At 54.4% G+C, this 21014-nt stretch carries 19 protein-coding genes and 1 tRNA gene; 10 read left to right on the top strand and 10 right to left on the bottom strand.

The annotated features are described in order from the left end of the window. Positions 1-30 precede the first annotated feature (30 nt). The 5 genes from MWU63_RS17945 to MWU63_RS17925 form a co-directional block, all read right to left on the bottom strand. A complete protein-coding gene (locus tag MWU63_RS17945; RefSeq protein ID WP_247079139.1) occupies positions 31-198 on the bottom strand; it encodes a hypothetical protein in 168 nt (55 codons plus the stop codon). A gap of 183 nt (positions 199-381) precedes the next feature. Beyond that, positions 382-1383, bottom strand: a complete 1002-nt coding sequence (locus MWU63_RS17940; protein WP_247079136.1) for a sterol desaturase family protein — start codon at positions 1381-1383, stop codon at positions 382-384. Positions 1384-1393: 10 nt separating this feature from the next. Beyond that, entirely contained in the window at positions 1394-3061 is a 1668-nt protein-coding gene (locus MWU63_RS17935; protein WP_247079123.1) for an ABC transporter substrate-binding protein, read from the bottom strand. 561 nt (positions 3062-3622) lie between these two features. Continuing rightward, positions 3623-5005 (bottom strand): IS1182 family transposase, encoded by a 1383-nt coding sequence (locus tag MWU63_RS17930; RefSeq protein WP_247079152.1) that lies wholly within the window; start codon positions 5003-5005, stop codon positions 3623-3625. Between the two features lie 253 nt (positions 5006-5258). Then, the gene (locus MWU63_RS17925; protein ID WP_247079120.1) at positions 5259-6143 is read right to left on the bottom strand and encodes a LysR substrate-binding domain-containing protein; all 885 of its coding nucleotides are present in this window, start codon (positions 6141-6143) and stop codon (positions 5259-5261) included. Between the two features lie 152 nt (positions 6144-6295). Here MWU63_RS17925 and MWU63_RS17920 point away from each other — a divergent pair, with 152 nt between their 5' ends. The 8 genes from MWU63_RS17920 (at position 6296) to MWU63_RS17885 (ending at position 16286) form a co-directional block, all read left to right on the top strand. Next, a complete protein-coding gene (locus MWU63_RS17920) occupies positions 6296-7507 on the top strand; it encodes an aminomethyltransferase family protein (RefSeq protein WP_247079117.1) in 1212 nt (403 codons plus the stop codon). Further along, a complete protein-coding gene (locus MWU63_RS17915; protein ID WP_247079115.1) occupies positions 7504-9123 on the top strand; it encodes an AMP-binding protein in 1620 nt (539 codons plus the stop codon). Before MWU63_RS17920 ends, MWU63_RS17915 begins: the two co-directional genes overlap by 4 nt. Further along, positions 9120-9911: a crotonase/enoyl-CoA hydratase family protein gene (locus tag MWU63_RS17910; RefSeq protein WP_247079113.1), complete on the top strand. Its 792-nt coding sequence runs from the start codon at positions 9120-9122 to the stop codon at positions 9909-9911. The genes MWU63_RS17915 and MWU63_RS17910 overlap by 4 nt, the downstream gene beginning before the upstream one ends. Continuing rightward, on the top strand, positions 9904-10272 hold the full coding sequence (locus MWU63_RS17905) for a hypothetical protein (RefSeq protein ID WP_247079110.1): 369 nt from the start codon (positions 9904-9906) through the stop codon (positions 10270-10272). The genes MWU63_RS17910 and MWU63_RS17905 overlap by 8 nt, the downstream gene beginning before the upstream one ends. A gap of 15 nt (positions 10273-10287) precedes the next feature. Beyond that, a complete protein-coding gene (locus MWU63_RS17900) occupies positions 10288-11721 on the top strand; it encodes an aldehyde dehydrogenase family protein (protein ID WP_247079109.1) in 1434 nt (477 codons plus the stop codon). 363 nt (positions 11722-12084) lie between these two features. Next, a tRNA-Gly gene (locus MWU63_RS17895) sits at positions 12085-12158 on the top strand. A gap of 345 nt (positions 12159-12503) precedes the next feature. Further along, positions 12504-14297, top strand: coding sequence for an ABC transporter transmembrane domain-containing protein (locus tag MWU63_RS17890; protein ID WP_247079106.1), 1794 nt, complete (start codon positions 12504-12506; stop codon positions 14295-14297). A gap of 102 nt (positions 14298-14399) precedes the next feature. Further along, complete coding sequence (locus MWU63_RS17885; RefSeq protein WP_247079103.1) at positions 14400-16286, top strand: acyl-CoA synthetase; 1887 nt, start codon at positions 14400-14402, stop codon at positions 16284-16286. A 71-nt stretch (positions 16287-16357) separates the two neighbouring features. On the opposite strand, the gene cpaB is transcribed toward MWU63_RS17885, so the two are convergent. The 5 genes from cpaB to MWU63_RS17860 form a co-directional block, all read right to left on the bottom strand. Continuing rightward, positions 16358-17194 carry a Flp pilus assembly protein CpaB gene (cpaB, locus tag MWU63_RS17880; RefSeq protein ID WP_213891119.1) on the bottom strand — a complete coding sequence of 279 codons (837 nt, stop codon included), beginning with the start codon at positions 17192-17194 and terminating at the stop codon, positions 16358-16360. Between the two features lie 175 nt (positions 17195-17369). Next, positions 17370-17558 (bottom strand): hypothetical protein, encoded by a 189-nt coding sequence (locus MWU63_RS17875; RefSeq protein ID WP_213891117.1) that lies wholly within the window; start codon positions 17556-17558, stop codon positions 17370-17372. A 195-nt stretch (positions 17559-17753) separates the two neighbouring features. Beyond that, the gene (locus MWU63_RS17870) at positions 17754-17939 is read right to left on the bottom strand and encodes a hypothetical protein (protein ID WP_213890903.1); all 186 of its coding nucleotides are present in this window, start codon (positions 17937-17939) and stop codon (positions 17754-17756) included. A gap of 42 nt (positions 17940-17981) precedes the next feature. Then, positions 17982-18167: a hypothetical protein gene (locus MWU63_RS17865; protein ID WP_213890903.1), complete on the bottom strand. Its 186-nt coding sequence runs from the start codon at positions 18165-18167 to the stop codon at positions 17982-17984. Positions 18168-18207: 40 nt separating this feature from the next. Then, positions 18208-18399, bottom strand: a complete 192-nt coding sequence (locus MWU63_RS17860) for a hypothetical protein (RefSeq protein WP_213890902.1) — start codon at positions 18397-18399, stop codon at positions 18208-18210. A gap of 351 nt (positions 18400-18750) precedes the next feature. Between MWU63_RS17860 and MWU63_RS17855 the strand changes: the two genes are divergently transcribed. Both MWU63_RS17855 and MWU63_RS17850 read left to right on the top strand, forming a co-directional pair. After that, a complete protein-coding gene (locus tag MWU63_RS17855) occupies positions 18751-19584 on the top strand; it encodes a lytic transglycosylase domain-containing protein (protein ID WP_247079100.1) in 834 nt (277 codons plus the stop codon). Then, a complete protein-coding gene (locus tag MWU63_RS17850; protein WP_213890900.1) occupies positions 19577-21013 on the top strand; it encodes a UbiA family prenyltransferase in 1437 nt (478 codons plus the stop codon). The genes MWU63_RS17855 and MWU63_RS17850 overlap by 8 nt, the downstream gene beginning before the upstream one ends. Position 21014: the final 1 nt, after the last annotated feature.

Genomic DNA, 21014 nt, shown 5'->3' with positions numbered 1-21014 from the left:
GTTGAATTCCAGCTCTGCCATCAGCGCGCGTCAGGACTGACGCGCACCTGCTTCGGATGCGACGCGAGGGACAAGAGCGCGAACCAGTTCGGTCATATCCAGGGTGCCGACCGTCTGCTCCCCATCTTTGACAACATAGGCGTGTGACGTATCCCCGCCGGACAACGCTTCAACATGCGGGATGACCCCACCATCCACCTTCCCTCTGCGCAGATGCGCGCGGCAATATTGCAGCCAAAAAAAATCCCGTGGCCCTTCAATTCGGACAGTCCGGTATCCAGAATGGCGTCTGTGAATAACGTGTCGTTCTCAGGTGAAGTCCCACTGCCGGTCAGCGCTTTCCGAATCAACGCTGACCGTCCTGGGGTGTCATCAAATCACTCATTTCGTGTGCATGCGCTTTTTGGTTTCGCGCACACGTTCCGTTGCCTCCGGGCTGCCGTCGTGAAAGCTGCCGAACCAGTTGTCCCAGGGCATTTCCGGGCCGCCATAATTGCATTCGAAATATCGGTGATGCAGTTGGTGGTGGAACGACCCGATCTTCAGGTGGGCCTTGTCCCCAAGCACCAGGTTTTCAAACCCGGCATGCGACGTGGCTGAAGCAAGTGCCAATGAATATCCGATGAAGAGGAAGTGGATCGGATGCGCGGGCACAACCAGGAAGATAAGCAGCAGACTCATGTAGCCGACATGCTCGATCGGATGCATGGAAAAGCCCGACCACGGTGCAACTGAAACACTACGGTGATGCACAGAATGCACACGCTTGTAGATCCATGGGATGTGCAGTGCGCGGTGTAGCCAGTAGAAATGGAAGGATTGTACAACAGGCAACAACAGGAACAGGGCAAAAAACCAGATCGGATTGCTCCGGGCCGTGATCATCGGTGCCCATCCGTTGGCGTAAGCCATCCAAACGATGGCATCATACAACGTCCAGACCGTCACGCCAGATAGGAGCGCGTAGGTGACATTGTCCCAATACTGGTCGTTCCACAGGAAGATGCGCGCATTCTTGGCCGGTCCGCGCCGGTCAAACTTGTAATCGTCGCCTTGCTTCTTCCACCCGTAAAGCCACAGGTGCAACCCTTGGGCAAAGAAGGTCATCAGGATCAGGTTGCGCGCCCAAAGCTGTAACACCCAACCCCAACTCAAGCGCTGCATCTGCTCCAAGGGAGGCACCAGCCACGCCCAGATGGCCCAAGCCATCAGCACGTATATCAGGTATTCGGTGATCGGCAGCCAGTTGGTCGCAAACCACCGGAGCGTTGCCATCGGCCGTGGCGGCCAAGAGAACAGCGGCGTTACGGCGACAGGCAGGTCTGGATGCCAGTTCCATTCCTTGCTGGTGCCAGCTTTCAGCTGCTCATCCCTGGCCGACATGTGCGTTCCCCTATCCGTCCAACCAAATCTTATCCATGTGGATTTCAAAGGTCGGGTGCATGCCCATTCCTTTCACGTGAGGGCGGCTGTGATTGTAAAGGGAACGCCAATAAGGTTGCGTCACCACACCTTCCTCCAACATGATGTTCTCCAGCTTGGCCATGATGCCACGGCGCGCGTCTGCATCAGGGGTTGCCAGCGCATCTGCCAAAAGGCTGTCGAACTCGGCATTGTCGAAACCCGTTTCGTTCCAGGCCTCACCGGACCGATAGGCCAGCGCCAGAATTTGAACGCCGAGCGGGCGCATGTTCCAGTTGGTCGAACTGAACGGAAACTTTGCCCAATCATTCCAGAAGGATGCACCGGGGATGACGGTTCGCTTCACCTTGATGCCCGCGTCTCGCAATTGCGCCGCCATGGCATCGGTTGTGTTCTTGCGCCAGTCATCGTCAATCGAGACCAACTCATGCTCGTAGTCGCCCATTCCAGCCTCTTCCAGGAGAGCCATGGCCCCAACGGGATCATAGGGCAGCCGATCTACTTCGGCATATTCAGGATGGATGGGGCAGACATGGTGGTTCTGCGCCGGGATGCCCAGCCCGTTGACACCAAGTTCAAGCAAGACCGAGTTGTCTACCGCCATTGACAGGGCGCGACGCACGCGCGCGTCGGCATAGGGTTTTTCACCGTTTACTTCGGTGGATTGATTGGGCCGGATGACAATGGTTGCCGCCGTCACGGCTTCATTCTGCTCCAGACCCAGCCCGGTCAGAATGGCCACATAATCGCCGCTGGATTCGTAGTTTGCGTCGATTTCCTCGGCTTCGTAAGAGGAAACGATGATGGTCGGGTCAGTGCCGACGTCGATGTATTCGATCCGGTCGAGATATGCGCCATGGCCCTCGTTCCACCACGTGTGTCCGTCTTTGCGGACCAACACGGCCTTCACGCCGACTTCGTGGCTTTCCAAGGTGTAAGGACCAGTGCCCAGCGGTGCCTGAAAAGGATCCGCGCTTCCCGCGTCGGGATGCACGATGGCCGCAGGATAGTCAGCCATGCCCGCGATCAGGGTGATGTCCGGTTTGGGTAGATTCAGACGGACGGTCAAGTCGTTGACTACTTCGATGGCACCCTCAGCAGCTTTCCCCGTATTGGTATCAATCAGCGTCCCGAACCGGCCCGCCATAGAGTTACCCTCGGCATCCTTTTCACACCACCGGTCAATATTGTACGCCACGTGCTCTGCTGTCAGAGGATCTCCGTTGTGCCAGGTCACCCCAGGGCGTACGTTCAGAATGTAGGTTGTTGCATCATCGCTGATTTCCCAGCTCTCCAGAAGCATAGGCTCAAAGGTGAACTGGTGCGTGTAGCGCACAAGGTATTCAAGCCAGCCCCGGCTGATGTTGGCTTGTGGGCTGTCATCATAAGAACGCGGATCCTTGCCATCACGTACAACCATTCCGATCCGGATCGTTCCACCGGTCTTAGGAGTTTCAGCGGCCTGCAAAGGTGAGCTCATACCCAGCATGGTGTATGCGGTCGCGGTTGTGGCACCAAACGTCGTCGCCATAGCAAGAAATTCGCGCCGGCTGACATCGTCATTTTTGCGTCTCACATCCCGAGCGGATGCTTCGATGCGGGTTGGCAGGGTATCACTGCCGGACTTGAAAAGTTTCATTTCTTCCTCCCGTGTTTGGCGGGGAGTGTGCGCCTTGACCAGAGCCCGAGACTAGCTGAAATCTTGAACATCTTTTTCCCCTTGCTGTTGGCACATTTAGAATGGAGAGAAACCCCAAACTAAAATCAGCCATGTTTGTAGTGGAAATTTGTATCGGCAGGCATATGTACAAAGAACTGAAAAGAATTTTGAATCATGTACGAATAGTAACCGTTGGCAGATTGATCTTCGGCATATGTGCGAAAAGCGCTCGTTCCAACGAAGCCTCTCAGGCGCAATAATGATTTCAGCCGTTTTCGAGCAAATTTGCATTCACGGGCCGAAGGCTTGTGTTCACAAGCCAGTGACTGGCAGGCCGATCTCATCTTCGGCTTTGCCCGACGGTCGAAAAGAGGCGCTTTTGCACGTGAGGATGTCCGCTTTGCGCTCATCGCGCCCGTTCTTGCGTTACGCAGCAGTCGACACAATGGGCTGATTTTGTTGAAAAAGTCGTTCGATTTTGTGCTTTTGGTTTTGGTTCGGCCCATATTTTGTTTGGCAATTTGAGGTTGTGCTGCCCTGTTATCCTGTGGTGGACACCAACGGCTTGAGCTTTGCCAATTTGCGTAGGTTTTGGGCGGTTGCGGCGAGGGTAAATTCGTCTTGGACGCCACATGGACCTCGTAATCGGAGTCTACCTAACCCGAGGATGCGTTTGAGGTGGGCGAAGAGCATCTCGACCTTCTTTCGTCGCTTCTGAGCGGTGGGGTTAAATTCAGATGCTGTGCATTGTCGGGCAAAGTCTCTGACGATCTCGTATTTCTCGCGGCTGACGCTGCGCGTGGCGGTGTTTGGGCAGCACTTGGCTTTTGATGGGCAAACCTGACATTCGAGTTTGAGACTGCTATATTGGCGACGTCCGGCTTTGGTCTCGCGCCTCGCAGGGTCGGAATAATTTCGTCTGGTGTGGCGGAGCTCTTTTCCTTCCGGGCAGATGTATCGGTCATTGTCTTCGTCCCAGGTAAAATCAGATCGCGACCACGTGCCGTCCTTACGTTTGGAATTGTCGAAGATCGGGATAAAGGGGAGTATTTGCCGCTTCAGTGTCAGCCACATAAGATTATCAGCAGAGCCATATGCCGTGTCTGCAGCTACCCAGTCGGGCTTGAGACCAAAGCGCTCTTCAGTGCGATAAATCATCTTCCGCATCGCGCCCACTTCCGCCTGTCGGATCGACCTTGAGGCATCCACATCCACAATGATCGCGTGATCTGTGTCGATGAGGTAATTGGTAGAATATGCAAAGAATGCTGGGCCTTTGCGGGCAGCAGTCCATTGACTGGCTGGGTCAGCATGAGCGGTAAATTTGGGCGTGACCTCACTTGCTCCGCCAAAGGCCTCATCATCAAGAGTGCTGAGATACTCACGCACCGCGCGCGGCGCATCTTGAGGATCAGCATCTCGGGCCGCCCAGTCGTCGGGATTGCTGGAGTTCTGTTTCTGAACATCCGCAGAAATTAAGCTGGCATCCACGGCAAAGCCCTGACCGCCAACCAACCCTTCTTCCATACAGCGCGCAACCGTCGTCTCAAACACATGGCGCAGCAGTTCACTCTCACGGAAACGCCCGTGGCGGTTCTTTGAAAAGGTAGAATGATCGGGGATGCGGTCCGCCAGATCCAGGCGACAAAACCATCTGTATGCCAGGTTCAGATGCACCTCTTCGCACAGCCGCCGTTCGGACCGAATGCCAAAGCAGTAGCCCACCAGAAGCATCCGGATCAGCAGTTCTGGATCGACAGAAGGACGGCCTGTATGACTATAGAAATCCGTCAGATGGGCGCGGATGCTGCTCAGATCAACAAACCGGTCAATCGACCGCAATAGGTGGTTTTGAGGGACGTGCTCCTCCAGCGAGAACTCGTAAAACAGTGCTTCCTGCGCTTCCTGCTTTGGTCCCATCATCGCAAATCCCCCGTTCAATAAACAGATTGAATCAGCAGCTTGTCCTTTGATCAAGAAATAGTTTTTCAACAAAATCGGCTCAGAGCGGTAGTTCGCTGCTCTCAACATGTATGTTCGCTCAGCGGACTTTGCCGCCGTAGCTCTTTCGTGTGTGTGCTGACGCAGCATTCGCTCGCAGGTGCGGCACAAAACACGCAGCGAAGCGCCAGATTTCTCTAAGCTGGCCGTTCAAGAGCAGCAAACCCGCAGGACTCTAAGCCAACCTCTCGTTGCGATCATTTTCAGCCCGCAACCAATCCAAGAATGCCTCCGAGCCCTGAGACATCGGCTGATCCGTGAAAAGGATAAAGTAGCCCGCGTTTTCAACTCTGACATCGGACAATCTGACAAGCGTTCCGTCGCCGAACTCAGGCGCGACCAGATCATCCCAAAGGGCGATCCCCTGGCCATCCACCACCGCCTGGACGCGGCTGTTGGAGTCCGGAATCGTCAAGCTGGAACGTCTGGGTGCGTACGGCAGCCCTGCAGCTTTGTGCCAGGCCCGCCAACCCGCATCGCCGGAACTGTCCCCCAAGAGCGGAAGCTGCCTGACCGCCTCGGCCAATCCAAGCTGCCTTACCTGCTCTGCGACTGCGCGGTTGGCGGTTGGGACGGCAGGTAAGGACAAAAAAAGCTCACTCTGATAATCTTTCCAACCGCCAATGCCCCAAAGTATTGCCATGTCCACCCTGACGTTCTTCAGCATGCCCGCGGAATTGATCGGTTCGATGCGCAGGCTGATGCCGGGATTGGCCTCGAAGAAGCGTGTGAGCCTTGGCGACAGCCAGCGCAACGAGAAGTAGGTCAGTGCGCCAACGGTCACGGCACCTGAGGCTGTGCCACGCAGGTCTTCGATTTCACGGTCGATCTGGCTCAGGGCCGTTTGGGACACATGCCACAGCCTGCGCCCTTCTTCTGTCAGTTCCAGTTTTGCGTGCGCGCGCTCGAACAGTCGAAATCCGAGCTCCGCTTCAAGCTTGTTGATTTGGTAACTGATCGAGCCTTTCGATTGATGGACCTCGTCCGCCGCCTTGGTCATCGACAGATTGCGGGCAACTGCATCAAAGGTCTTGAGGGAATCATAGGAACGAAAGCGCATAGGAATTGTCTAATTTTTTCGAACGACTTGTGCAAATCATTAGATTTGCGCCAAGCGCAGATGGCCCAATATCTTAATCACAATGCGTGGCATCCATCTGTCCTTGTCGAAGATCACCCGCAGATGTCTAATAACTCTGAACGGTGAACAATATGACAACCGACCTCTCGCACTATCGTTTCGTCGCCAAGGCTTTGCTGAACAAGGGCGCGCGTCCGCGCGAGCTTGCCCGCACCATGCCGGCCCATCCGCTGAGCTACATGGAACTGCCCTATGATCCCGAATACACGCTCTACAATTCGCGCCTGACACCCGAGAAACTCGACACGGCCACAGATGACGAGATGTATTGGGCCGTACGCACCAATGTCATTTTCCGTCACACCGGTGAATTGCCGATCGAAATCAGCGGCGCTGACGCCGAAACGTTGCTGAACAAGGTGTTCACCCGGAGTGTCAGCAAGGTGAAGCCAGGCCGCTGTTCCTATCAGTTTGCCTGCTACCATGATGGAGGCATGATCACCGATGGGGTCCTGTTGCGGTTGTCGCAGGACAGGTTCTGGATGGCCCAGGCCGACGGCGATCTTTTCAGCTGGTACAAGGCGCATGCCGAGGGTCTGGACGTAAAAATCCACGACCCGAATGTCTGGGTCAGCCAGATTCAGGGTCCACGGTCACTCGAATTACTAGCCGCTGTTCTGGACGGGCCAATGCTCGATCCCTTCCGCTATTTCGACTGTGCCGAGGTTTCCATCGCGGGGCAGACCTGCTGGATCAGCCGGTCAGGCTTCACCAATGAACTGGGCTGGGAAGTCTACTTGCTGCCTGACACTGACATAGCAGCCATCGGCGACCGGATCATGGAGGTAGGTACTGCGTTCGATATCCTGCTGACCGGCACGCCGGTGTTTCGGGCGCGGCGGATCGAAGCCGGGTTGCTCAATGCCGGGTCGGATTTCGGGGCGGACACCACGCCGTTCGACGCAGGGCTTGGCGGTTTTGTCGAGTTCGACGACCGCGATTTCATTGGCCGCAAGGCGCTGGAGGCCGCTGATAAACCCTGCCGCACCTGGGGCATGCGGGTAACTGGCGGCGTGGCGCAGCTTGGTCGCGTTATGACCGTCGGTGGCAAGGATGTCGGTCGAGTTTGTTCCTCGGGCTATTCGCCTTACCAGGGCTGCGGTGTTTGCATGGTACGAATGGATGACCCCGCACAGGGTCCGGGCACCCAGGTCGATGTGCTCTGCACTGATGGCTCTACCCGACGCGGTGAGCTCTGCACCCTGCCGATGTACGACGCCGACCGCCTGATCCCACGCGGCAAGTTGGTTGACATCCCGACCAAACGGGTCGCGGCGGAATGACCATGTATAACCTAACGCTCTCCACCTCGCACTTCCCGGCGCAGAATGACGCGGAAATTCGCGACGTCACGGTTGGCGGGCTGCTGCGAGAGGTGGCTGCCACCCATCCGGATGCCGTAGCAATGGTGGATGTCGCGGACGGTGGTGACTGTGGCCAGTCATGGACCTATGGCGAGCTGCTGACGCGGGCCGAGAGCCTTGCGAATGCCCTCGTCACCCGGTTTGAGGCGGGTGAAAGGGTCGTCGTCTGGGCACCCAATATCCCTGAATGGATCTTCATGGAATATGCCTGCGGATTGTCGGGGCTGGTTCTGGTTACGGCCAACCCGTCCTTTCAGGCCTCCGAGCTCAAATATGTGCTGGAGCAATCCGGCGCCGTCGGCCTGTTCATGGTTGATACCTTCCGAGGCAATCCGATGGCGGCAATTGCGCGCGAAGCAACAGACGGCAACACAGCATTGCGCGAGGTCGTCAATCTGGAAGATGCGGGTGCGCTTTTCACCATCGGAGGCCGACCCGCCAAACTGCCAGATGTCCAGCCGGATGATCCCGCGCAGATCCAGTACACCTCGGGGACAACTGGTTTCCCAAAAGGCGCGGTTCTCAGCCACAAGAACCTGGTGAACAACGCGCGGCTTTTCTGCGCGCGCAAGCAGGTTGGGCCGCAGTCTGTCTGGGCCAACTTCATGCCGCTCTTTCATACGGCAGGCTGTGCAACGGGGGCATTGGGGTGCCTTCAGGCCGCAGCCAAGATGCTGCTGATCAAGCGGTTCGACGCGGATGTCTTTGCGCGACTGATCGAGGAACAAGGCGTCACAACCTGTTTCGCCGTTCCCACCATGCTGTTTAACCTGCTGGAATCGCTTGACCGGACCCCGCGCGACATGTCCTCGCTTGAGGTCATCACGACAGGCGGCGCGCCAGTGCCACCCGATTTGGTCCGCCGGGTGCGGGACCGTCTGGGCTGTCACCTGCTCAGCGCTTTCGGGCAGACGGAGCACAGCCCGATGATCTGCCTGAACCCTGTCGAGGCAACGTTGGAGCAGATCGTGGAAACGGCTGGCCAGCCGCTGCCACAGACCGAAGTTTCAATCCGTTCGCCTGAAGACAATCGGGTGCTCCCAATAGGTGAAGTAGGCGAGATTTGCGCGCGATCCTACGCAGTGATGATCGGGTATAACGATAACCAGGAGGCCACTGCCGCCGCCATCGACGCAGACGGTTGGCTGCATACCGGCGACCTGGGCACGATTGACCGCCAAGGTTTCGTGCGCGTGACGGGACGTGTGAAAGACATGATCATTCGCGGCGGTGAAAACCACTTCCCGGCCGAGATCGAGGCGGTTCTTGTCACCCATCCGGACGTGGCACAAACGGCCGTGGTCGGCCTGCCGGACGAGAAATGGGGGGAAGTGATCGCGGCGTTCATCCTGTCTGACACGGCACCTAACGTGGAACATCTGCGCACCCACTGCCGGGCGCATTTGTCGGCGCAGAAAACACCGTCGGTTTGGGTGCATGTGCCGTACTTCCCCCTGACAGGCTCTGGCAAGGTGCAAAAGTTCGTCCTTCGTGAGAGGTTCCTCGAAGGCAGTTACGGAGAACGTCTGGAATGAGCGTACGCATTGAAAAGAACGGCCCCGTCTGGACCGTAATCCATTCCCGCCCCGAGGCGCGCAATGCCATGGACCCGGAAAGCGCCGAGGCGCTCTATGACGCATTTCGTGCCTTCGACGCCGACGATACCGCAAGCGTTGCCGTGTTCTGGGGCGAAGGCGGGGTCTTTTGCGCCGGGTGGGACCTGAAACATGCAGCCTCCCTTGCCGGGGCAGAGGCGCTCGATCCGTTTGACTTTCCCGACGAGGACGAACTGCCGATGGCGGCCATGGGCCCCAGCCGGTTGGAGTTGTCCAAACCGGTGATCGCCGCTGTTGCTGGACCAGCAGTTGCGGGCGGTATGGAACTGGCCCTCTGGTGCGATATCCGGGTTATGGAAGAGACCGCGTTTATGGGTGTCTACTGCCGCCGTTGGGGCATTCCGCTGATCGACGGTGGCACGGTGCGCCTGCCGCGCTTGGTGGGCGAAGGTCGCGCGATGGATCTGATCCTGACCGGCCGCCGCGTGAATGCAGACGAGGCTCTGCGAATTGGCCTGTGCGAATACGTGGTGCCTGAAGGCAACGCGCGGACTAAAGCCGAAACGCTGGCCCATGACATCGCCCGTTTTCTCCAAAGCTGCATGCGCGCGGATCGCCGGTCCGTGCAGGCACAGCACGGGTTGCCGCTGCGCGATGCGTTGCGGCAGGAGTGGCAGGGCAGCAAAGCCGAGGTCACCAAAGGCATCGAAGGCGCCTCCCGCTTTTCCGGTGGCAAGGGGCGGGGCGGCGATTTTAGCGATGTATGACCTGACTCTCACCACCTCCCATGTTTTGGCCCAATCCGACATAGAGGCGCGCGAGATCACTATTGGCACATTGCTACGTGAAGTCGCCTCGGCGCGGTCGTTCTGTTCCTTGTCGACGAGTTTCGCGGCAATCCGATGGGCCGGATCGGGGATGAGATCGCGGCGAATATCCCAGCGATGCACGAAGTCGCAGACATGGAAAGCGCCGTCCTTAACGCGCAAGGGTCGCACAAACATGTCCCCGCAGAAAACCCCGAATGTCTGGGTGCAGGTCGAAGACTTTCCCCTGACCGGCTCGGGCAAAATCCAGAAATTCATCCTCCGCGACCGGTTTGTCGCAGGGGAATTCACCGAACTCTGAACAACAGGACACGCCATGCAAGATTCCACACAACATTACATTAATGGGCAATGGGTTGCCTCTATAGACGGGCGCGAGATGGCCGTGGAAAACCCCTCCACCGAAGAGAAGATCGCAACAATCACGCTGGGCGGTGATGCGGATGCCGATGCGGCTGTTGCCGCGGCCAAGACTGCCTTTCCGGGGTGGGCGGCGACAGAACCCGAGGCCCGGATCGACGCGCTGGAACGGCTGATGGACATCTACAAGGAACGTGCGGGAGAAATGGCAGAGGCGATAAGCCACGAAATGGGCGCTCCGATTGCTTTGGCGCAGATGGCTCAGGTGGGGGCCGGGGCCGGGCATCTGAAAAACACCATCCGCACGGCGAAGGGCTTTGCCTTCGAACGGCCACTGGGCGACCACGCGCCTGATGACATGATCCTCTATGAACCGGTCGGCGTCTGCGCGTTGATCACGCCGTGGAACTGGCCGATGAACCAGGTAATGCTCAAGGTGGCTCCGGCGCTGGCCGCAGGATGCACGATGGTGCTGAAACCAGCTGAACAGGCACCGCTCAGCGCCATGCTGCTGGCCGAGATGATCGAAGCAGCCGGTTTCCCGCCCGGTGTGTTCAACCTTGTGAACGGCGATGGAGCGGGTGTGGGCGCGCATATCACAGCGCATCCGGATGTAGACATGGTCAGCTTCACGGGTTCGACGCGAGCAGGTGTGGCGATCACCAAGAGTGCCGCGGATACCGTCAAACGCGTCAGCCTCGAACTGGGTGGCAAGGGCGCCAACATCATCTTCGCTGATGCAGATGAAAAGGCGGTCACTCGAGGTGTACGCCATTGCTTCAACAATTCGGGCCAGTCCTGCAACGCACCCACCCGGATGCTAGTGGAAAGGTCTGTCTATGATAAAGCCATCGATACAGCACGGAGGGTCACGGAAAAAACCGAGGTCGGACCTGCAGAAATCGAAGGGCGCCAGATCGGTCCAGTCGTATCCGAAACCCAGTTCAACAAGATCCAATTCTTGATAAAACGCGGCATTGATGAAGGCGCCACTCTGGTTGCGGGTGGTCTGGGTCGCCCCGACGGATTGAATCGGGGGCACTTTGTCCGCCCCACCATCTTTGCTGATGTGACGCCAGAGATGACCATTTGGAAGGAAGAAATCTTCGGGCCGGTCCTTTGCATCACACCCTTTGACGGTGAAGACGAAGCCATCGCATTGGCGAACGACACACCCTATGGCCTGACCAACTACGTCCAGACCACTGATAAGTCCCGCGCCCGCCGTGTAGCTCGTCAACTGAGGTCCGGTATGGTCGAGATGAATGGCAAGCCCGGCGGGGCCGGGTCTCCATTCGGCGGAATGAAGCAATCTGGCAATGGCCGTGAAGGCGGGGTCTGGGGGCTGGAAGAGTTCCTCGAGGTCAAGGCCGTCAGCGATTGGGGATGAGTATGGCAAAGGTTCTGCACGGGCGAATGACGGGAAAGTCCCGCGGCCTGTGAATTGGCGATCGGACACACGCTGCAATGTGCATCAACGACCGGTCTTTTCGCCGCAATGCGGAACGATCCATAATGCGGTTGCAGCATATTTCGTGCTACGAGCGCACGTAGCGCGAAAATCGAATTCACGGAGCGGGCTCCAAGCAAAAGTTCGCCGCGTTCAACACCAACGTCCGCTCAGTGCCGAAAACAGCTATGGGCATCGAGTAGTGAAAACAGCTAAGGGACGAATTTAGTTTTCAAAGGCCGATTAATTCACAGGTGCTTATTGACCATGCCGATACAGTGGATTATGCACTGCTGAGCACGAGCGGGCGTTGTGTAGTGGTAAGACCTTAGCCTTCCAAGCTAATGACGCGGGTTCGATTCCCGCCGCCCGCTCCAAAAAATATTTTCCGACACATTACCTACAAAGAAACTTTATTAAGTTACCCATCTAATTGTAATTAAGGATAAATTAAGGATTTGCGCGCAAGTCTTCCAAGCTAATGACGCGGGTTCGATTCCCGCCGCCCGCTCCAGAAAACTAATCCCCTTGCAGCAGAGTTAAGATCAGTTTCAACTTTTTGATATTAAAGGTGGAATTTTTGCGCTCCGCCAGACTCCCATGTCCTGAAACATGGTTTCGTTTTCAACATCATTCCATTCTCAAGGTGCACTCTAACCATATCGTCTTGTTGATTGGACCCATGGGTTCTAAGACGTTGTTTGAGCAAAGGGAAAATGACCATGGCAGCACCCGAAGTGCACAGCGAAAAAGAGCGTGCAAAATCCAAGAAAATTGGACCGATAGCGGGGCTATTGCCTTTCATCACACCTTACAAAGGCCTTGCGATGCTTGCGGGTTTTGCGCTTGTCTTGACGGCCGGACTTTCTTTGGCAATGCCTTTGGCGGTGCGTCGCGTGATCGACGGTTTTGGCTCAGACGATCTTTCCCTGCTCGACAAATATTTTTTCGCGGCTCTTGCGATTGCCGGGTTGTTGGCGCTGGGTACGGGCCTGCGGTACTACATGGTGACACGGCTTGGTGAACGGGTGGTTGCTGACATTCGAAAGGCTGTCTTTGCGCGCGTCATCGGGCTTAGCCCTGGTTTCTATGAAAATATCATGACCGGCGAAGTTTTGTCCCGGATCACGACAGATACAACATTGATTTTGTCGGTAATCGGCTCTTCCGTTTCTGTGGCCCTCAGGAATGTTCTGATCTTCCTCGGAGGAATGGTTTTGATGCTTTTAACCAGCGCAAAACTAACCGGTCTTGTGTTGTTGATCGTGCCAGCAGTGCTTGTGCCAATCATTGTGCTCGGCCGTAAGCTGCGCGGTCTGAGCAGGGACAATCAGGACTGGATCGCCGCCAGTTCCGGAAATGCATCGGAGGCTCTGCTGTCGGTTCAAACGGTACAGGCGTTCACGCACGAAACTCAGACACGGGAGAGTTTTTCGGAGGTGACAGAGCGTGCGTACCATTCTGCGAAAAGTCGTATAGGTACGCGTGCCCTTATGACTGTAATCGTAATATTTCTGATTTTTTCCGGTGTCGTTGGCGTGCTTTGGATAGGTGCGCGTGATGTACGTGCTGACCAGATGAGCACCGGAGCACTTGTGCAATTCGTAATTTATGCGGTTCTGGTTTCTGGTGCAGTGGCGGCATTGTCTGAAATTTGGGGAGAGTTGTTACGGGCGGCAGGTGCAACAGAACGTCTTGTTGAGCTTCTGAACGCCGAAGATCAGGTGACTGACCCAGCATCGCCCGTTCCTTTGCCTGCGGATGTTAAGGGAGCGATCACATTTGAGGAAGTGACTTTCCACTATCCGGCGCGTCCGGAACAGGCGGCCCTGAACGGCATATCGGTTGAGATTAAGCCAGGAGAGACCGTGGCTTTGGTTGGTCCGTCAGGTGCGGGAAAGTCAACGGTCCTGCAGCTTTTGCTTCGGTTTTATGACCCGGAACAAGGCACAATCCGGATTGACGGAGTTAAAATAAAGGATATGGCACGCAGCGATTTCCGCCGCGTACTGGCGCTGGTTCCGCAGGACCCGGTGATATTTGCGGATACAGCTCGGGAAAATATTCGCTTCGGGCGCCCCGACGCAACGGACACCGAAGTGGAAAATGCAGCTAAAATGGCCGCAGCACATGATTTTCTTACGGCATTGCCGGATGGGTACGACAGCTATGTTGGTGAGCGTGGCGTGATGCTTTCTGGTGGTCAGAAACAGCGTATCGCAATTGCTCGCGCTGTTTTGCGCGATGCAGCCATCTTGCTATTGGACGAGGCAACTTCGGCGCTTGATTCAGAAAGCGAGCTCGCTGTTCAAAAAGCGGTAGAGGAAATGTCTGCGTCCCGGACAACGTTGATTGTGGCGCACCGACTGGCGACAGTTAAAAAGGCCGATCGCATTCTGGTGTTCGATCAGGGTAAAATTGTTGCGAGCGGCAGCCATGACGATCTTGTTGCAGAAGGGGGGCTTTATGCGCGTCTGGCACGGCTTCAATTCACCGAAGGTCTGGCCGCTGAATAGGAGTCGCGCAGCGTCACTCTTGCACGATGTTAAAAATCCCCGCATCTTCGAGATAAGAATACAGGACCCGGAGAGGAAACGGGACAGGGGAGGAAACAGCCTATGGGCAAATTTGCGACCAAAGCGGATCGTGATGCAATTGAGAATGAATCTGCGTGGGAAGATAGGAACCTTCCTACAACGCTCTATCAGTTTGTAACGAATGCCAGAGACAAATACGGTGCGCGCAATGCCGTGAGTTACCAGATAACATCTGGTCCAAATGATAAAGCTGAAACGCTGACATGGAACCAGTTGCACAGCAAAACGGTTCAGGCTGCAAATCTGTTTCGGAGCTTGGGTATCGGTGAGAACGATGTCGTCGCTTACTTGCTTCCCAATGCGGTTGAAACGGTTCAATCGCTACTTGGTGGCGGAATTGCGGGCATTGTAAATCCAATCAACCCACTAATGGAACCCGAGCAAATTGCTGCAATATTGCGTGAAACCGAGGTGAAGGTTTTGGTCACGCTTAAAGCTTTCCCAAAAACAGACGTGCCACAAAAAGCAGCGGAAGCTTTGGCTATGGCACCAAATGTCGAAACAGTACTTGAGGTAGACCTGCTGAGGTATCTGAGCCCGCCGAAAAGCTGGATCGTACCACTAATTCGCCCCAAGAACCCTGTAAAGCATAAAGCCAGGATTCTTAATTTTAACGCAGAAGTCGAAAAACAAAACACGACCTTGGACTTTGAGGACAAGTCAGAAGATCGTGTCGCGGCTTATTTTCACACTGGCGGGACAACGGGTATGCCGAAGGTTGCGCAGCACAAGTATTCAGGCATGGTTTACAATGGTTGGCTTGGGCATACGCTTCTTTTCTCTGAAACAGACACCATCATTTGCCCGCTTCCATTGTTCCATGTGTTTGCAGTCTATCCAATCCTGATGTCGATGATCGCGTCCGGAGCGCATGTTGTTTTTCCGACACCTGCCGGTTACCGCGGTGACGGTGTCTTTGACAATTTCTGGAAACTCGTTGAGCGTTGGAAAGTGACCTTTATCATCACCGTGCCGACCGCATTGTCAGCCTTGATGCAGCGTCCGGTAGACGCGGATGTTTCATCGCTGCAAACTGCGTTTTCCGGATCGTCGCCTCTGCCGATCGAGCTGTTTAATCGGTTTGAAAAAGCGACCGGCATTGAAATCGTTGAAGGCTATGGATTGACTGAAGCAACCTGTCTAGTGTCATGCAACCCACCGGCAGGATTGAAAAAAGTCGGATCTGTCGGTTTGCCGTTCCCGCATACAGATTTGAAAATAGTGCGGAATTCTGCGAACGGCCCGGTGGAATGCGAGATAGATGAAGTCGGTGAGATCTGCGTAAGTAACCCCGGAGTTTTCGCAGGGTTTACCTATACGGAATCTGAAAAGAACCTCGATTTGTTTCACGATGAAAAATTCTTGCGCACGGGTGATTTAGGGCGGCTGGACGCGGATGGATACCTTTGGATCACCGGACGCGCCAAAGACCTTATTATTCGAGGTGGGCACAATATAGATCCGGCTGAGATTGAAGAGGCGCTGGCCGGGCATCCAGCTGTTGGCTTTGTTGGTGCCATTGGGCAACCAGATGCGCATGCAGGTGAGTTGCCATGCGCTTATGTTGAGCTTGTTGCCGGTGCAAGCGTTACGGTTGAAGAACTGAGGGCCTTCGCAAAAGAAAACATTCACGAACGCGCGGCGCACCCTAAGCATGTGGAGATTTTAACAGAGCTGCCAAAAACAGCTGTTGGAAAAGTCTTTAAACCGGATTTGCGCAAAAGAGCGATCACGCGTGTCTATGATGATGCGTTGGAACAACTTGGTCTGGCCGCAGCTATCGATGAGGTCGTCGAGGATAAAAAGAGAGGTCTTGTTGCGCGTGTGCGTAGGAAGGACCATGTTGATGAAGAGGCTGTTCTGCACTGCCTTGGGAATTTCACAAGGCCATGGGAGTGGGTGGATTAACGCGGGCCTTAAACGAATAAAAAACGGGCGCTCGATTGAGCGCCCGTTTTTTTTACTGGGAAGGGAAAGGATCAGTTTGTACAGGTGATCGGAATTTCCACAACCTCGGCGCCTCTGCGCGTGCGAATGGTGCAAACACGTTCCTGCTCGACTTCAACCCGCTGTTGTTCAACGATGCCGAGCAGCCTGTTCTGATCTACCTCAATTGCTGTCGCCAGTGTGTCATCATTGTTCCCAACTAATGAAAGAGAGAGCCTGCCCGTTGCTTGAGCCTGAGCGAGTGATGCAACCTGTTGCGGCGTGATTTGTACGGTTACGGTCCGTGCAACACGGGCGCTCTCGCGCTCTTCGTTTGCAGATTGGTCAATTGCGATAACGTCAATACCAGAGTCGATAAGTTTTGTGACCTCCTGGTTTTGGCTTTGGCCAGACCAGTAAACGTCAACACGGTGACCGGGGCGCAAGAAGCCCGAAACACCTGTGCTGGCATCCACGTCAATCGTGAAAGCGCGCATTCCAGGCTGAAGACGTGATGTAATGCCAGCAATCTGGCCAGTTTCCGTCAGCTTAGATTGCATGACAGCTTCGTCTTTTTCGATCGTGCGAACGGCAGTCCGATACTTGGCTTCACCTTCGGGGAAGATTTCTTCCATTGTATGAAATGTTCCCTCAGGGATAGCCGTTTCAGGCCACTTAACGGCGCGCAGGTCTTCAACGGTGACGCGCTCTCCGTATTTGATTTCGCGGGTTACAACGTAAACATCCACGGTGGGGACAATCGCAGCCCGCGCAGCCCGCTCACGTGCGAGTTCTGCCTGGTAGGTACCCATATAGCCTTTGGCCATATAGACCGCAAAGCCAGCAAGGCCTATTCCCAAAATCAAGACCAATCCAAAAATTAGCCGCATAGCGAACCCTTTCCACTCTCAATATTAGATCTCAGCTTTTTTAGCTGATTGTTCGATCCTTTGTTGCCCTTATTGTTTCCAACAAATACGGCAAAACGATGGTCAAAGGATGATGTTATGGCGAAGTTTTTAAACAGTTTTTGCAAGAAATCTTGCAATAAAATTTAGGGGTTGATCAGAACCGATTGGTGATGGCCTGAGAACTGATCGTACCGGAAATATCACCTGACATGTCGGTTGTGCCTGCCCCTACGGCAACCATGACGCTAATGCAAAGGCCGACAATTGCGGCAGTTATCACAACCCAATCAACAGTGACTGCGGCGCTCTCTTCCTCTTTGAACTTTGCAATCCGTAATTGCATATTGTTCTCCAGTAACTGGGTTTTCCGCCATTCGGTCACTTAAGTTTCACTCAGCTTACACGCGATATCGCTTTAAAATATGGCGATTTATTGGGTAAAACAGGGTTTCATTAAGCATTTCATCTGCTAAAGGCTCTTAAAAATATGAAAGGCCGCGCTAGTGAAGCACGGCCTTTCAATGTCTTATGTATCAACTTAGTAAGTTGCGATGCCCTGAGTTGCGAGGCTACCAGAGATCAGGTCACCGAGATCCGCAGTTGCACCACCAACAGTGGTCATGATTGCGATACCGAGGCCAACGATGGCAGCGGTCAGAACAACCCAGTCAACAGTGACTGCGCCGGATTCGTCTTTTGCGAAGTTTTTGATGAAGTTCAGCATTTTATTGCTCCTAGTGAGTGTATATTGGCGTTCGGCCAAAGATTAGTAGGTTGCGATACCCTGAGTTGCGAGGCTACCAGAGATCAGGTCACCGAGATCCGCAGTTGCACCACCAACAGTGGTCATGATTGCGATACCGAGGCCAACGATGGCAGCGGTCAGAACAACCCAGTCAACAGTGACTGCGCCGGATTCGTCTTTTGCGAAGTTTTTGATGAAGTTCAGCATTTTTTAGCTCCTAGTGTGTTGAGTGGCGCTCGGCCAAAGATTAGTAGGTTGCGATACCCTGAGTTGCGAGGCTACCGGAGATTACGTCACCGAGATCCGCAGTTGCACCACCAACAGTGGTCATGATTGCGATACCGAGGCCAACAATGGCAGCGGTCAGAACAACCCAGTCAACAGTCACTGCGCCGGAATCGTCCTTTGCGAAGTTTTTTGCAAAATTGAACAGTTTCATTTTGTATCCTCTGAAGTCTGGTTCGTCGTTTCCACTACCTAGACGGAGACTTAAATTGATATGATCAACTCGGTTCCGCTTTGGTATGAGAGAATAAAGCCCTCGGAATGGGGCAAGAGTTTGGCGCGCATCGTACTTTTTTGGTGTTCCTTAAGATTTTTGCGAAAAATTATTAATACGCTGAAAAATAATAACTTTTTTTTTACTTAAAGTGCCCGCACTGTGTCAAAGATGCTAAATATTGAGCAAATATGTCGAATTTGCCTAAGTGTGGTGCCTTAAAACTGGTTTCGGCGGCTTTTTTTTGCGAGAACAAACATGCAAACAACAACGGGGCAGAGCAGGTACCGCATGAAGCGGCGCTTCGTATCATCAATATTAATAGTCGCTTCGATATTGGCGACTGAGGCACTTGCTACCGAGCCAGTGTCAGGGACAGATTTTACCTTTCGGCGCGTTAAAGTACCCGAAGCTGGCAGCACAACGCCACGCATCAATGTTCAGATCGATCCCGAGGCTCAGATAGCGGCGCAAGCGCTGCGTCAGCCGGAACCTTCTGAAACAGAGGCGCCAGAGCTCGGCGTGCTGGAATGGTACTGGGCAGAAGTTTCACCGGATCTTGCTGACGCGAGTCCCGGTCGATTAGAGGAAGCTGTTTCTCACCTAGGCAATGCGCCAGAAGGACAGGCTGTTGCTGTTCCCAGGATTCAAAACCTTCAGAACATCGCTGAAGCCCACGGAACGGAGATTCTGCTGGCGACAGTTGGAACAAATGTCTCTCCGGCACTCGTACTGGCGGTGATCGGAATCGAATCTTCTGGACGCATAGATGCTTTAAGCAGTGCCGGTGCAGCAGGTCTGATGCAGTTAATGCCGGCAACCGCTGAGCGTTTCGGTGTTGCAGACCGCAACGTTGCATCTGACAATATTAGAGGAGGCGTGGCCTATCTGAACTGGTTGATGGAAGAGTTTGACAACGATCCAGTAATGGTTCTTGCCAGTTACAATGCCGGCGAAAACGCTGTGCGAACGCATAGCGGCGTTCCTCCTTTCGCTGAGACCCGCGCATATGTGCCTAAAGTTTTGGCAGCATGGTCTGTCGCAAAGGGTTTATGCGTGACCCCACCTGAGTTAATTTCGGACGGATGTGTTTTTGCAGTAAGAGGCGCGAGCACAAATGGCTGAAGTAAAACCATTGGTGCTGGATGTTGATGGCACCTTCCTGCGAACTGATATGCTATACGAGTGTTTTTGGGCCGGCTTAGGCAAGCACCCGATTAAGACTCTCAAAACCGCAATGCGGTATTTCACACGACCGGCAAAGCTTAAAAGCGCTTTACTTGAGATTGCAGACATTCGAACTGATTTGTTGCCCGTGAATCAAGAAATGAAAGCCTTGGCAAACAAAAGTATTGCAGTAGGACGGGACGTGGTTCTTGCTTCTGCTTCAGATCAGCAATTGGTCGCGCGCCTGGCGTCGGATCACGGCCTAAGCACGCGTGTATTCGCCTCGGACGGCGAAACCAATCTAAAAGGGAAGGCCAAAGCAAAGGCCCTGGTTGATGCGTATGGCGAAGCTGGATTTGACTATGCGGGCGATAATAAAGCAGATCGTGCAATCTGGGAGCATGCGGAAAATGCGCTTGTTGTAGGGCATCATGATGCGATCGTCGCCAAGCTGAGTGCGATGGGGAAAACGGTTACTGAATATCCCAATCGTTTGCACATCACGGATTTGTTTCGAGCGATACGCCCCCATCAATGGGTTAAGAACATTCTGCTGCTTTTACCAATGATTGCAGCGCATAGCTTCAGGCTGGATAATTTGTTCATGGTCCTTCTGGGCATGGTATCTTTCTCAGCAGCGGCGTCATCTATCTATGTTGTCAATGATCTTCTTGATCTTGAGGCTGACCGTTTGCACCCCACCAAATGCCGTCGCCCGTTTGCTCAGGGGACCGTTCCGATCAGCGTTGGAATGGGGATGCTTGTTGTTCTCGGTGTTTTAGCGATTGGCCTTGGCGCGTTGCTTGGCCCTGCATTTCTTGCTGTTGTAGTTGTCTATATAATACTGTCGCTGGCCTATTCGCTTCGGCTGAAACGCATGCGATGGGTGGATATCGCGGCGTTAGCGGGGCTTTATACATTGAGAGTCGTTGCCGGAGCCGCAGCAAGCAAGGTCGATGCATCTTCTTTTATGCTTATCTTTATCTTTCCGGTCTTTATCACGCTGGGATGTGTGAAACGACTGACGGAACTTTCGCTCACGACGACGGACGATAATTTGCCTGGGCGAGGCTATGGTCGCCAGGATCGTGGTGATTTACTTAACATCGCGGGTCTCGGGATGTTTTTTGCGCTGCTGATTTTCTTCCTTTACAGTTTTAGCGAACAGGCACGAACATTATACCCAAGCCAATGGGTGCTGTGGATTGCCCTTGTTCCGATTGCTGCCTGGCTGTTTCGCATGGTGCGGTTGGGCTACTTTGGTAAGCAGGATTACGACCCAATCGTCTTCGCGATGAAAGATAAACGCGGCGTTGGCCTGCTACTGCTCACACTTTCGCTCATGTTTTATGCCGCAGGTTTGTTTCACCAATGGTTTGGAATCTGAT

The organism is Pseudohalocynthiibacter sp. F2068 (assembly GCF_023015645.1).
Classification (GTDB): domain Bacteria; phylum Pseudomonadota; class Alphaproteobacteria; order Rhodobacterales; family Rhodobacteraceae; genus Pseudohalocynthiibacter; species Pseudohalocynthiibacter aestuariivivens.
Note: the sequence above shows the minus strand (reverse complement) of the source record. Positions and strands in the feature narration are given on the sequence as shown.